Annotated in this window: 10 protein-coding genes; 7 read left to right on the top strand and 3 right to left on the bottom strand. The window is 73.0% G+C overall.

Translation table 11 applies throughout. The annotated features are described in order from the left end of the window. Positions 1 to 74: 74 nt before the first annotated feature. The gene (locus ACFQPP_RS10095; protein WP_376916458.1) at positions 75 to 617 is read left to right on the top strand and encodes an endonuclease domain-containing protein; all 543 of its coding nucleotides are present in this window, start codon (positions 75 to 77) and stop codon (positions 615 to 617) included. A 100-nt stretch (positions 618 to 717) separates the two neighbouring features. Here ACFQPP_RS10095 and ACFQPP_RS10090 read toward each other — a convergent pair whose 3' ends face one another. Continuing rightward, a complete protein-coding gene (locus ACFQPP_RS10090; protein ID WP_376916457.1) occupies positions 718 to 2,484 on the bottom strand; it encodes an acetyl/propionyl/methylcrotonyl-CoA carboxylase subunit alpha in 1,767 nt (588 codons plus the stop codon). Between the two features lie 149 nt (positions 2,485 to 2,633). Between ACFQPP_RS10090 and ACFQPP_RS10085 the strand changes: the two genes are divergently transcribed. From ACFQPP_RS10085 to ACFQPP_RS10075, 3 genes are read left to right on the top strand one after another with little or no spacing between them, the layout of a single operon-like run. After that, positions 2,634 to 3,212: a TetR/AcrR family transcriptional regulator gene (locus ACFQPP_RS10085; RefSeq protein ID WP_376916456.1), complete on the top strand. Its 579-nt coding sequence runs from the start codon at positions 2,634 to 2,636 to the stop codon at positions 3,210 to 3,212. After that, the gene (locus ACFQPP_RS10080) at positions 3,209 to 4,939 is read left to right on the top strand and encodes an ABC transporter ATP-binding protein (protein WP_376916455.1); all 1,731 of its coding nucleotides are present in this window, start codon (positions 3,209 to 3,211) and stop codon (positions 4,937 to 4,939) included. Before ACFQPP_RS10085 ends, ACFQPP_RS10080 begins: the two co-directional genes overlap by 4 nt. Positions 4,940 to 4,950: 11 nt before the next feature. Further along, complete coding sequence (locus tag ACFQPP_RS10075) at positions 4,951 to 6,999, top strand: ABC transporter ATP-binding protein (RefSeq protein WP_376916453.1); 2,049 nt, start codon at positions 4,951 to 4,953, stop codon at positions 6,997 to 6,999. A 64-nt stretch (positions 7,000 to 7,063) separates the two neighbouring features. On the opposite strand, the gene ACFQPP_RS10070 is transcribed toward ACFQPP_RS10075, so the two are convergent. Beyond that, a complete protein-coding gene (locus ACFQPP_RS10070) occupies positions 7,064 to 7,699 on the bottom strand; it encodes a Maf family protein (RefSeq protein ID WP_376916452.1) in 636 nt (211 codons plus the stop codon). Between the two features lie 65 nt (positions 7,700 to 7,764). On the opposite strand from ACFQPP_RS10070, the gene ACFQPP_RS10065 reads away from it, so the two are divergent. From ACFQPP_RS10065 to ACFQPP_RS10055, 3 genes are all read left to right on the top strand, one after another. After that, complete coding sequence (locus ACFQPP_RS10065; protein WP_376916450.1) at positions 7,765 to 9,186, top strand: dihydrolipoyl dehydrogenase family protein; 1,422 nt, start codon at positions 7,765 to 7,767, stop codon at positions 9,184 to 9,186. Positions 9,187 to 9,226: 40 nt separating this feature from the next. Next, positions 9,227 to 10,474, top strand: coding sequence for a class I SAM-dependent RNA methyltransferase (locus tag ACFQPP_RS10060; RefSeq protein WP_376916448.1), 1,248 nt, complete (start codon positions 9,227 to 9,229; stop codon positions 10,472 to 10,474). Between the two features lie 73 nt (positions 10,475 to 10,547). Continuing rightward, positions 10,548 to 11,381 carry a transposase gene (locus ACFQPP_RS10055; RefSeq protein ID WP_376916447.1) on the top strand — a complete coding sequence of 278 codons (834 nt, stop codon included), beginning with the start codon at positions 10,548 to 10,550 and terminating at the stop codon, positions 11,379 to 11,381. Positions 11,382 to 11,431: 50 nt separating this feature from the next. Here the strand turns inward: ACFQPP_RS10055 and ACFQPP_RS10050 are convergent, their stop codons facing one another. Further along, positions 11,432 to 12,391: a DNA topoisomerase IB gene (locus ACFQPP_RS10050; RefSeq protein WP_376916446.1), complete on the bottom strand. Its 960-nt coding sequence runs from the start codon at positions 12,389 to 12,391 to the stop codon at positions 11,432 to 11,434. Positions 12,392 to 12,396: the final 5 nt, after the last annotated feature.

Below are 12,396 nucleotides of genomic sequence, written 5' to 3'. Positions count from 1 at the left end.
TGCCCGGCGCGGGTCTCCACAGCGCAGCGGCAGGATCGACCGTCCACACGCGGCCAGCATCGGGCCGTGCGAGCGTGCCCGCGACGGCAGGCTTCGCGTCGTGGACGTGGTGCAGGTGCTCGAATCGCTCGGAGGGATCGCTGCAGCACGTCGTCGAGCGCCAACCCGCCGAGCTCGCGCTCGCGGTCCTCGACAGCGCCACCCACCAGGGCCGATGCTGGCTGCCCTGGCTCCGCGGCGTGCTCGACGGCACGGCGCACGGGCGGATGCTCGCCCGTCTCGTCGACCCCGGGGCCGGTGCGGGCGGGGAGAGCATCGTGCGGTGGCGCCTGCGCCAGGCAGGCATCCGCGTCGAGACCCAGCGTCGCGTGCCAGGCCTCGGACCCCGAGACTTCCGCCTCGGCGAGCGCCTCATCCTCGAGATCGACGGGCGCGAGCACCACGCGCTCGTGGAGGGGTTCCAGCGCGACCGATGGCTCGACCGCGAGCTGCAGCTGCGCGGCGACGACGTGCTGCGCTTCACCGACGCCGAGGTGCTCCACGACTGGGATCGCGTGCTCGCCGACATCCGGCGCATGGTGCGCGCCGACCGCCACCGCCATCGTGGTGCACGCTGAGCGGCTTGCGCTTCGCAGGCGATCCGGGGACGCAGAGGGGCATCTTCCCTCGACCACCCGGGATCGCCTGCGAGACGCGAACGCGCAGGGTGGGGGAGGGTCAGGCCTCCGGGTCGGCGATCACCAGCAGGCGATGGCCGCTCGCGATCGTCGTGCCGATCGTCGCGTCGAGCGCCGTCACGACGCCGTCGCGCGGCGCCTGGATGGGCTGCTCCATCTTCATCGCCTCGAGCACGACGAGCAGGTCGCCGGCGACGACCTGCTGGCCCTCCTCGACGGCGACCTTCACGACGGTGGCCTGCATGGGGGATGCGATGGTGCCGCCCGTGGCCCCGCCTGCGGCGGCGATGCGGGTGCGCTTGGGCGCGGGGCCCTTGGTCGCGACGGTCTCGGGGAAGAGGCGTGCGGGCATCGACACGGCGATGCGCTTGCCGTCGGCCTCGACCACCACCTCGCGTCGGGCCTCGGGCCCGCCGATCTCGCCGGCCTCGCCGCCCCAGCGGGGGATGTCGTTCGCGAACTCGGTCTCGATCCACGAGGTGTAGATCGAGAAGGGCTCGTCGCCCTCGGGTGCGAAGGCGGGGTCGTCGACGACGACGCGGTGGAAGGGCAGCACCGTCGGCAGGCCCTCGACGCGGAACTCGGCGAGGGCGCGGCGCGCGCGGTCGAGCGCCTCGGCGCGCGTGGCGCCCGTGACGACGAGCTTCGCGAGCAGCGAGTCGAACTGGCCGCCGATCACGTCGCCGGAGACGACGCCGGAGTCGACGCGCACGCCGGGGCCGGTGGCAGGGGAGAAGGCGCGCACGGGGCCCGGGGCGGGGATGAAGCCGGCGCCCGGGTCCTCGCCGTTGATGCGGAACTCGAACGAGTGGCCGCGCACCTCGGGGTCGGGGTAGTCGAGCACGCCGCCCTCGGCGAGGCGGAGCTGCTCGCGCACGAGGTCGATGCCCGTGACCTCCTCGGACACGGGGTGCTCGACCTGGAGTCGCGTGTTCACCTCGAGGAAGGAGATCGTGCCGTCGCGGCCGACGAGGAACTCGCACGTGCCTGCGCCGACGTAGCCGACCTCCTTGAGGATGGCCTTCGACGACTCGTAGAGCCGTGCGACCTGCTCGTCGGAGAGGAAGGGCGCGGGCGCCTCCTCGACGAGCTTCTGGTGACGACGCTGCAGCGAGCAGTCGCGCGTGGAGACGACGACCACGTTGCCGTGCGCATCCGCGAGGCACTGCGTCTCGACGTGGCGCGGGCGGTCGAGGTACTTCTCGACGAAGCACTCGCCGCGACCGAACGCCGCGACGGCCTCGCGCGTGGCGGAGTCGAAGAGCTCGGGGATCTCCTCGCGGGTGCGGGCGACCTTGAGGCCGCGGCCGCCGCCGCCGAACGCGGCCTTGATCGCGACGGGGAGACCCACCTCGTCGGCGAAGGCGACGACCTCGTCGGCGGTCGCGACGGGGTTGAGCGTGCCGGGCGCGAGGGGAGCGCCGACCTTCTCGGCGATGTGGCGCGCCGAGACCTTGTCGCCCAGGGCCTCGATGGCGTCGGGGCTCGGGCCGATCCAGGTGATGCCCGCGTCGATGACGGCGCGTGCGAACTCGGCGTTCTCGGCGAGGAACCCGTAGCCGGGGTGCACGGCGTCGGCGCCCGAGCGGCGAGCGACCGACAGGATCTTCTCGATCACGAGGTACGACTCCGCGCTCGTCGAGCCGTGCAGCGAGTACGCCTCGTCGGCGAGCTGCACGTGCTGCGCGTCGCGATCGGGCTCCGCGTAGACGGCGACGCTGCCGATCCCCGCGTCCCTCGCGGCTCGGATGACTCGGACGGCGATCTCGCCGCGATTGGCGACGAGGACCTTCGTGATGGGGGGCATGAGCACCGAGCCTACGCGAGCCCGGATGCGCGCTCTCGGCGGACGTCGACAACGCGGCGGCGGCATCCGTTGCCGATCCCCACAGGAACGGGAGCCCGGGGGATGCGCGCGTTGCGGAGTGAGTGCTCACTCAGTAGCATCGTCGATCGATGGCGCCCCCCACCCGCATGACGCTCGAGGATCGGCAGCTGCAGATCCTCGACGCGATCGTCCCCGTCGTGCTCGAGCACGGCGCCGCGATCACCTCGAGGCAGCTCGCCGACGCCGCGGGCGTCGCCGAGGGCACCCTCTTCCGATCGTTCGGCGACAAGGACTCGCTGCTGCGCGCCCTGTTCGACCGCACGGCCGAGGTCGCCTACGACCTCCGCGACCTCGAGGACCTCGCCGACGAGTCGCTCGAGACCACCATCCGAGCGATCGCCGGCGTGCTCACGGTGCGCTTCTCGACCATCTTCCAGATGGCGATCGCGCTCGGCCCCGTGCTGCTCGCCGAGGGCCGTCGAGACGACCCGCGGTTCGACGAGCTGCGCGACCGCATCGCGTCGCTGCTCGCCGAGCACCACGACGAGCTCGCCGTCTCCCCGCTCGTCGCGGCGGACGCGCTGCGCACCCTGACGTTCGCCGCCGCGACCGGCTGGGGCGACCGCGCGGCCATGGACATGTCAGACGTCACCGGGATCCTGCTGCACGGGATCTCCCGCACCGACCGGAAGGAGAGCCGCACATGAAGCTGTGGAGGCTCATCACGGCCGCGATCCGCACGTCGTGGGTCGCGTTCATCCTCGTCGTCGTCTTCCAGATGACGCAGGCGCTGCTCTCGCTCATGCTGCCCACGATCAACGCGGACATCATCGACGAGGGCGTGCTGCAGGGCGACACCGACACGATCTGGAGGCTCGGCGGCGAGATGCTGCTCGTGAGCCTCGGCCAGGTGATCGCCAACGCGCTCGCCATCCTCTTCGGGGCACGACTGGCCATGACGGCCGGTCGCGACCTGCGTGCCCGCATCTTCGGGCGCGTGGCCTCGTTCTCCGAGCGCGACGTGCAGCGCTTCGGCGCTGCGAGCCTCATCACGCGCAACACGAACGACGTGCAGCAGGTGCAGATGCTCGTGCTCATGGGCTGCACCATGCTCATGTCGGCGCCGATGCTCGCGATCGGAGGCGTCGTGATGGCCGTGCGCGCCGATGCCGAGCTCTCGCGGCTCATCTGGATCATCGTGCCGCTCATGGTGCTGGTGATGGGCGTCATCGTCTCGCGCCTCGTGCCGATCTTCGTGCTGCTGCAGGAGCGCATCGACCGCATCAACCAGGTCATGCGCGAGCAGCTCACCGGCATCCGCGTCGTGCGCGCCTTCGTGCAGGAGCGTCGCGAGCGCGCACGCTTCCAGCAGGCGAACGACGGGGTGACCGACGCGATGCTGCGCACGGGCAACCTCTTCGTGCTCACGTTCCCGCTCGTGATGCTCATCGTCAACGCCTCGAGCGTCGCGGTCATCTGGTTCGGCGCGCAGCTCGTCGACCAGGGCACGCTCGAGGTCGGCACGATGATGGCGTTCCTGCAGTACCTGATGCAGATCCTCTTCGGCGTCATGATGGCGACGTTCCTCACGATGATGATCCCGAGGGCCGCGGTGGGTGCCCGTCGCATCACCGAGGTGCTCGAGACCCAGCCGTCGGTCGCGACGTCGACCGCGGCGCGCGCCGACCAGCCGACGCCCGGCAGCATCGTCTTCGACGACGTCACCTTCACCTACCCCGGCGCCGAGACGCCGGTGCTCGAGGGCGTCTCGTTCCGGGTCGAGCCCGGCGAGACCGTCGCGATCATCGGGTCGACGGGTGCGGGCAAGACGACGATCGTGAACCTCGTCCCTCGCCTGTTCGACGTCACGACCGGCTCGGTGTCCGTGGGAGGGCTCGACGTGCGCGACGCCGACGAGCAGGCGCTGTGGGCCTCGATCGGCCTCGTGCCGCAGAAGCCGTACCTGTTCTCGGGCACGATCGCGTCGAACCTGCGGTACGGCAAGGAGGACGCGACCGACGACGAGCTGTGGGCAGCGCTCGAGACGGCGCAGGCCGCCGACTTCGTGCGCGCGAAGGACAAGGGGCTCGAGAGCCCCATCTCGCAGGGCGGCACGAACGTCTCCGGTGGACAGCGTCAGCGGCTCGCGATCGCACGGGCGCTCGTGAAGCGGCCGCCCATCCTGGTGTTCGACGACTCGTTCAGCGCGCTCGACCTCGGCACCGACGCCCGCCTGCGCGCCGCGCTCGCCACCGACGTCGTGGGCACGACGAGGCTCGTCGTCGCGCAGCGCGTCTCGACGATCGTCGAGGCCGACCGCATCGTCGTGCTCGACGACGGCAGGGTCGTGGGCCTCGGCACCCACGACGAGCTGCTCGCATCCAACGACACGTACCGCGAGATCGTCGACTCGCAGATGGCCGTGGAGGTCTGACGATGGCTCGCATGCAGGAGGAGCCCCGGGTCGAGCGCGAGCTCACCGAGGAGGAGCGGCTCGAGGCGGAGCTGGCGGAGGCCGCGCGTCGCGGCGCCGACGACTGGGAGGCACCTCCCGGCAAGGCGAAGGCGCTGCTGCCCACGCTCAAGCGACTGCTGGGGATGCTCGCGCCGTTCAAGGCGCTGCTCGCCGTGGTCTTCGTGGTCGGCACGGCGGGCATCGCGCTCAACGTCGTCGCGCCGCGCGTGCTCGCCGAGGCGACGAACCTCATCGTGCAGGGCCTCGTGCAGCAGCAGCTGCCCGCCGGTGCCACGCAGGAGCAGATCGTCGAGGGCCTGCGCGACCAGGGGCAGGACGACTTCGCCAACATCGTCGCGGCGATGCCGAACCTGCAGCCCGGCCAGGGCATCGACTTCACGGCCCTCAGCCAGACGCTCATGCTCGTGCTCGCGCTCTACGTCATGGCGAGCGTCTTCCAGTGGGTGCAGGGGTACTTCGTCAACCGCGTCGTGCAGCGCACCGTCGCGCGTCTGCGCTCCGACGTGGAGGACAAGGTGCACCGCCTGCCGCTGCGCTACTACGACGGCATGCAGCGCGGCGAGCTGCTCTCGAGGGTCACGAACGACCTCGACAACGTGGGGCAGTCGATGAGCCAGACGCTGTCGCAGATCGTGACAGGCGTGCTGACGATCGTCGGCGTGCTCATCATGATGCTCACGATCAACGTGTGGCTCGCGCTCATCGCGCTCATCTCGGTGCCGCTCACGGGAGTGATCCTGGGTCTCGTCATGGGCCGCGCCCAGGGGCTGTTCGCCGAGCAGTGGAGGCGCACGGGCCGCCTCAACGGCCTCGTCGAGGAGTCGTTCACGGGTCACGCGCTCGTGAAGGTCTTCGGCAAGGAGCGCGAGGTGCGCGAGCAGTTCCAGGCCGAGAACGAGGCGGTGTTCCAGGCGTCGTTCAAGGCGCAGTTCCTCTCGGGGCTCGTCTTCCCGCTCATGACGTTCGTCGGCAACATCGGCTACGTGCTCGTGGCCGTCGCGGGCGGCCTCTTCGTCGCGAACGGGTCGATCCGCATCGGCGACGTGCAGGCCTTCATCCAGTACTCGCAGCAGTTCTCGCAGAACCTGGGGCAGCTCGGTCAGACGTTCACGATGGTGCAGTCCGGCGCCGCGAGCGCCGAGCGCGTCTTCGAGCTGCTCGACGCCGACGACGAGGAGTCGGACGCCGACGGCGGCACGATCGAGGCGACGACGGGTGCCGTGGCCTTCGAGCACGTCGCCTTCGCGTACGACCCTGCGCAGCCGCTCATCAGCGACCTGTCGCTGTCGGTCGAGCCGGGGCAGACCGTCGCGATCGTCGGGCCGACGGGCGCGGGCAAGACGACGCTCGTGAACCTGCTCATGCGGTTCTACGAGATCGATGCGGGTCGCATCACGCTCGACGGCGTCGACACGCGCACGCTCACGCGCGACGCGCTGCGCGAGCAGACGGGCATGGTGCTGCAGGACACGTGGCTCTTCGGCGGCACGATCCGCGACAACATCGCCTACGGCAGCCCCACCGCGACGGAGGAGGACATCCTCGAGGCGGCGCGGGCGACGTTCGTCGACCGCTTCGTGCAGTCGCTGCCCGACGGGTACGACACCGTGCTCGACGAGGAGGCCTCGAACCTCTCGGCGGGCGAGAAGCAGCTCGTCACGATCGCGCGCGCGTTCCTCGCGAGGCCGTCGGTGCTCATCCTCGACGAGGCGACGTCATCGGTCGACACGCGCACCGAGCTGCTGCTGCAGCAGGCGATGGCGGCGCTGCGCCAGGACCGCACGTCGTTCGTCATCGCGCACCGCCTGTCGACCATCCGCGACGCCGACGTCATCCTCGTGATGGAGCACGGCGACATCGTCGAGCAGGGCACGCACGACGAGCTGCTGCAGCACCACGGTGCCTACCGCAGGCTCTACGACGCGCAGTTCCAGCAGGCGGCGGTCGACCTCGACATCGAGCGGGGCGACGAGGGGCAGGCGTCGGCGGCGTCGGTCGAGGCGCAGCCGCAGACCTGACGCATGCGCCCCCGCAGGCGGCGGCTCGGCCTCGGCCGGGCCGCCGTCCGCGCATGAAGGCGGGTCAGCGGTTCCAGAGGTCGTGCCAGGCGACGCCGAGCTCGCGAGCGAGACGGCGCACGGTGGGGATGCTCATGCCGATGACGGTCGACGGGTCGCCGTGGATCTCGTCGACGAAGGCCGAGCCGAGCGAGTCGATCGTGAAGGCACCGGCGACCTCGAGCGGCTCGCCCGTCGCGACGTAGGCGTCGATCTCGTCGTCGGCGAGGTCGGCGAAGCGCAGCCGGGCCGCGACGGTCGCGCCTGCCGCGCCGACGACGCGGCCCTCCTCCAGGCGCACGAGCCAGTGGCCGGAGTACAGAACGGCCTCGCGGCCGCGCTGCGCGAGCCACCGCTGTCGTGCGCGCTCGGGCGTGTGCGGCTTGCCGAGCGTCGCGCCGTCGAGCTCGAGCGCCGAGTCGCCGCCGAACAGCAGCCCATCCATCGGCCGCCCCTCGGGCTCGCGGCCCAGCACGGCCTCGGCCTTCGCGCGAGCGAGCAGCTGCACCACCTGCGCCGTGGTGGCCGGCCCGTGCTCGGCCTCGAACGCCTCCACGGCGAGGTCCTCGTCGACGTCGCTCGCGAGGAGGACGGGCTCGATGCCCGCCTGCCGCATGAGCATGAGGCGGGCGGGGGAGGTGGAGGCGAGATGGAAGCGCATCGTCCGTCAGGCTAGCGGCGGCGCAAGCGCTGGCGGAGGCGTCCGCGTGCTCGTAGCGTGAGGGCATGCCAGCAGCGAACGAGCCCACGCACGACGTCATCGTGATCGGAGGCGGACCGGTCGGCGAGAACGCCGCGCAGTACGCGATCGAGGGATCGAGTCGCACGGCGGTGCTCGTCGAGGCCGAGCTCGTGGGCGGGGAGTGCTCGTACTGGGCGTGCATGCCGTCGAAGGCGCTGCTCGTGCCGGCATCGGTGCGCTCGCTCGCGCAGCACATGCCGGGGCTCGGCGCGCAGGCGCCGCTCGACGTCGAGGCGGTGCTCGCGAGGCGCGACGCGTTCACGTCGGGATGGGACGACGGCGGTCAGGTGCAATGGGCCGAGGGCGCGGGCATCGAGGTCGTGCGCGGTCGGGGCAGGCTCGTCGGCGAGCGCACGGTCGTCGTGGGCGACACGACGCTCGTCGCACGGCACGCCGTCGTGATCGCGACGGGCTCGGTGCCGGTCGCCCCGCCCATCGAGGGGCTCGAGCATGCGCTGCCGTGGGGCTCGCGCGATGCGACGTCGATGCACGAGGTGCCCGGATCGATCCTCGTCGTCGGCGGCGGGGTCGTGGCGTGCGAGGCGGCCACGTGGCTCGCGGCGCTCGGCGCGCGCGTGACCCTCGCGGTGCGCGGCGGGCTGCTGTCGCGCCTCGAGCCGGAGGCGGGCGCGGCGGTGGAGGAGGGCCTGCGGGCCGCCGGCGTCGACGTGCGCCTCGGCGTCGACGTGCAGGCGGTGCGACGCGACGATCCGCGCGACACCGGCACGGGGCACGTGCACGGCGGAGCCGTGACGACGACGATCGACGGCGAGGAGATCGTGACCGACGAGATCCTCGTCGCGACCGGCAGGCGCCCCGCGACCGACGACCTCGGCCTCGAGGCGGTCGGGCTCGACGGCATCGAGGTCGACGGGCTGCAGCGGGTCGCCGGCGCCGAGGGCTGGCTGTACGCGGCTGGCGACGTCGCGGGCAGGTGGCAGCTGACGCACATGGGCAAGCACGAGGCGCGCATCGCGGGCGAGGTCGTCGCACGCGTCGCGGAGGGCGGCAGCGCCGACGACGTCGTCGGCGTCGCGGACGACCCGTTGACGCAGGTGGTGTTCACGGACCCGGAGGTCGCCGCCGTCGGCATGACGCAGCGCGAGGCGGAGGGTGCGGGCATCCGCGTCGAGCGCGTCGCCATCGACCTCGCGGTCGCGGGCACGGCGCTCGCCCGCGACGACGCGGGCGGCACGGTCGTGGCGATCGTCGACGCCGACCGCGACGTGCTCGTGGGCGCGACGCTCGTGGGTCACGGCGTCGCCGAGCTGCTGCACGCGGCGACCGTCGCGGTCGCGGCGAGCGTGCCCACGGCGCGCCTGTGGCACGCGGTGCCCGCGTACCCGACGGCGAGCGAGATCTGGCTGCGGGTCGTCGAGACCCTGCGCAGGCAGCGGCGCGGCTAGCGGCACGCGCGCGGCGCGGGTGGCGTGGGAGGATCGGGGGATGCCCATCCAGCGCGGAGACGAGCTCGCACTCACGATCGACAACGTCGCGCACGGCGGCGTCTTCGTCGGCAGGCACGAGGGCCGCGTGCTCTTCGTGCCGGACACCCTCCCCGGCGAGACGGTGCGCGTGCGCGTCACCGAGCTCAAGAAGTCGTTCGGCCGTGCCGAGGCGCTCGAGGTGCTCGAGGCGTCGCCGGACCGCGTGCCGCACGTGTGGCCCGAGGCGGGCATCGAGCGATCGCCGGAGCGTCGTGCGGGCGGGGCCGAGCTCGGCCACGTGCGCCTCGCGGCGCAGCGCATGCTGAAGCAGCGCGTCGTCGAGGATGCGCTGCGCCGCACGGGCCGCATCGAGCGCACCGTGCGGGTGCAGCTGGCGCCGGGCGACGACGTGCGCGGCGGACGCGGCTGGCGCACCCGCGTGACGCTGCAGGTCGACGACGACGGCCGCCAGGGGCCGTTCGCGGCGCGCAGCCACACCGTCGTGCCGGTGACGAGCCTGCCGCTCGCCGCCGAGGGCATCCAGGATCAGGCGCAGCTCGACCTGCGGCTGCCGGGGGCGACGCGCGTCGACTACGTGCAGCGCTCCGACGGCTCGGTCGACGTCATCGCGACCGAGGGCGATCCGGTGCGCGGACGCACCGACACGATCGTCGAGCGCGTGGGCGACCGCGAGCTGCAGGTCGATCGCTCGGGCTTCTGGCAGGTGCACCGCGAGGCGCCGAGCGTGCTCGTCGGCGCCGTGCGGCGCGCGATCGACCCGGCGCTCGTCGACCCGAAGGCGGCGAACCTCGACCTGTACGGCGGCGTCGGCCTGCTGGCGACGGCGCTCGGCGACGTGCTGGGCCCGCAGGCTCGCATGACGAGCGTCGAGTCCGACGAGGTCGCGACCGATCACACGGCCGAGAACCTGTCGGAGTGGGTGGGGGCGCTCGCGATCACCGCGAAGGTCGATCGCTTCCTGCGCGACACCGCGCGGGAGGCATCCGCGGCGGAGCGCGACCGGCTGCGCGCTGCGACGGTCGTGCTCGACCCGCCGCGCGCGGGTGCGGGTGGCGAGACGATCGCGTCGCTCGTCGAGCTCGCGCCGAGGCAGGTCGTCTACGTCGCGTGCGATCCCGTCGCGTTCGCGCGCGATGCGCGCCTGCTGGTCGATGCCGGCTACGACCTCGGCCCGATCGAGGCGTTCGACCTCTTCCCGCACACGCACCACGTCGAGTGCGTCGCGCGGTTCGTGCGCGCCGACTGAGCCTCGGGTCCGGCACGTCGGCGCCGGCGCCCGAACCCTGTCGCCGTCGTGGCCTCGACGGGAGGATGGGGTCGTGACCGATCTCGACGCCATCGCCGCCGAGCTGCTGCGCGAGCAGCCCGCGGCGTTCACCGCCGCACGGGATGCGCGTGCCAAGGCAGAGGGCGACCGCGACCTCGCGCGCGGCATCCGCGCGCTGCGGCGCCCGACGGTCGCCGCGTGGACGGTGGATGCGCTCGCTCGCGAGCGACCCGGCGAGGTGGCGCGCATGCTCGAGCTCGCCGCATCCCTTCGTGACGCGCAGGACGACCTCGACGGCGCGGAGCTGCGGGTGCTGTCCGCGCAGCGGCGGCAGCTCGTCTCGCGCCTCGCGGCGGATGCCGTGGCCATCGCCGAGACGGCCAGGGTGCAGGTGAGCGCTGCGGCGCGCGAGGACGTCGAGCGCACGCTCACGGCCGCCATGCTCGACGAGGCTGCGGGCCGCGCCGTCGCGAGCGGCAGGCTCGTGCGTGCGCTGGAGGCCGTCGGGCTCGAGGGCGTCGACCTGACGGGTGCGCTCGCCGGTGGCGCGCCTCCGCCCGCCGTGCCGCGGGCGAGTCGCGACGAGGTCGCGGAGCGTCGGGCGCGGAAGGCGGTGGAGCGCGCGGTGCGCGAGGCCGAGCGGGAGGCGAGCGACGCCGCGAGCGCGCTGCATCGCGCGGAGGCTGCCGAGACGACGGCGCGCGAGCGCGCCGAGCATCTCGAGCAGCGCGCAGCGGAGCTGCACCGCGATCTCGCGCGCCTCCGTCGCGAGCTCGATGCCGCACGCGCCGACGAGCGCGCCGCCGTCGACGTCCGGGAGGCCGCAGCGCGCCGCGTCGCCGAGCGCGAGCGTCGCGCCGCGGAGGCGCGCGACGCCCTCGACTGACGACCGCGGCGCCGCGAGCCACCGCTGCGACCCGGCGTCGCCGCCACGCGTCAGCGCAGCAGCGCCAGCAGCGCCCGCTCACGGGAGCCGCGCAGCCCGACGACCTCGCCGGACTCGAAGCGCTCGAAGACCTCGGGGTCGATGTACGACGCCTTCGCCACCGACGGGGTGTTGCCGAGCGCCTCCGACACGTCGACGACCGCCTGCCGCACCGCCTTCGCACGCTCGCGCTGCGTGCCGACGTCGCGTGCACGGGCGAGCGAGTCGGCGGCGACGATCGTGCCGTGCAGCGTGCGGAAGTCCTTCGCCGTGAACTCGCCGCCCGTCGCCTCCTTGACCGCGGCGTTCAGGTCGCTGTCGCGCAGGGCGCGGCGCGTGCCGCCGTCGTCCCAGGCGAACAGGCGCGACCTGCCCGAGCGCCGCGACAGCTCGCCGACGCACGCCGCGAGCGGCGCATCCTCGACGGTCACGTCGAACTTCTGGCCCGACTTCGCGGGGAAGCGGAGCCGCACGGCGTCGCCCTCGACGGTCGCATGGCGCACGAGCAGCGTCATGAGGCCTCGGCTGCCGTTGTCGTCGGCGTAGGCGTCGCCGCCCGCTCGGATCGCGACGGCGTCGAGCAGGCGCATGGCGGCGGCGAGCACGCGCTCGCGCGTGAGCCCGTCGGTGCCGAGGTCGCTCGTGATGCGGCGGCGAGCGGCGGGCAGCGCCTCCGCGAGGTCGAGCGCCCGCTCGAACTTCACGCGGTCGCGCTTCTCGGACCAGGCATCGTGGTACCGGTACTGGGTGCGGCCCGCGCCGTCGACGCCCGTCGCCTGGATGTGCGCGCGGGGGTCGGCCGCGATCCACACGTCGGTCCACGCGGGCGGCAGCACGAGCGCCGAGGCGCGCTCCCGATCCTCGGGCGACGCCGCGCTGCCGTCGTCGTGCACGAACGTCCAGCCGGTGCCTGCGCGGCGCCTGCGGATGCCGGCGTCCTCGGTCGGGCGGGCGCGTCGCAGCCTCACCATGGCGT

The organism is Agrococcus sp. GCM10030265, assembly GCF_042666675.1.
Taxonomy (GTDB): domain Bacteria; phylum Actinomycetota; class Actinomycetes; order Actinomycetales; family Microbacteriaceae; genus Agrococcus.
This window is presented reverse-complemented; position numbering and strand designations above follow the sequence as displayed.

Excerpts from the sequence above, each read along its gene's own strand:
- ACFQPP_RS10080 (WP_376916455.1), top strand. The coding sequence starts at position 3,209 with ATGAAGCTGTGGAGGCTCATCACGGCCGCGATCCGCACGTCGTGGGTC.
- ACFQPP_RS10065 (WP_376916450.1), top strand. The coding sequence starts at position 7,765 with ATGCCAGCAGCGAACGAGCCCACGCACGACGTCATCGTGATCGGAGGC.
- ACFQPP_RS10090 (WP_376916457.1), bottom strand. The coding sequence starts at position 2,484 with ATGCCCCCCATCACGAAGGTCCTCGTCGCCAATCGCGGCGAGATCGCC.
- ACFQPP_RS10075 (WP_376916453.1), top strand. The coding sequence starts at position 4,951 with ATGCAGGAGGAGCCCCGGGTCGAGCGCGAGCTCACCGAGGAGGAGCGG.
- ACFQPP_RS10085 (WP_376916456.1), top strand. The coding sequence starts at position 2,634 with ATGGCGCCCCCCACCCGCATGACGCTCGAGGATCGGCAGCTGCAGATC.
- ACFQPP_RS10070 (WP_376916452.1), bottom strand. The coding sequence starts at position 7,699 with ATGCGCTTCCATCTCGCCTCCACCTCCCCCGCCCGCCTCATGCTCATG.
- ACFQPP_RS10050 (WP_376916446.1), bottom strand. The coding sequence starts at position 12,391 with ATGGTGAGGCTGCGACGCGCCCGCCCGACCGAGGACGCCGGCATCCGC.
- ACFQPP_RS10060 (WP_376916448.1), top strand. The coding sequence starts at position 9,227 with ATGCCCATCCAGCGCGGAGACGAGCTCGCACTCACGATCGACAACGTC.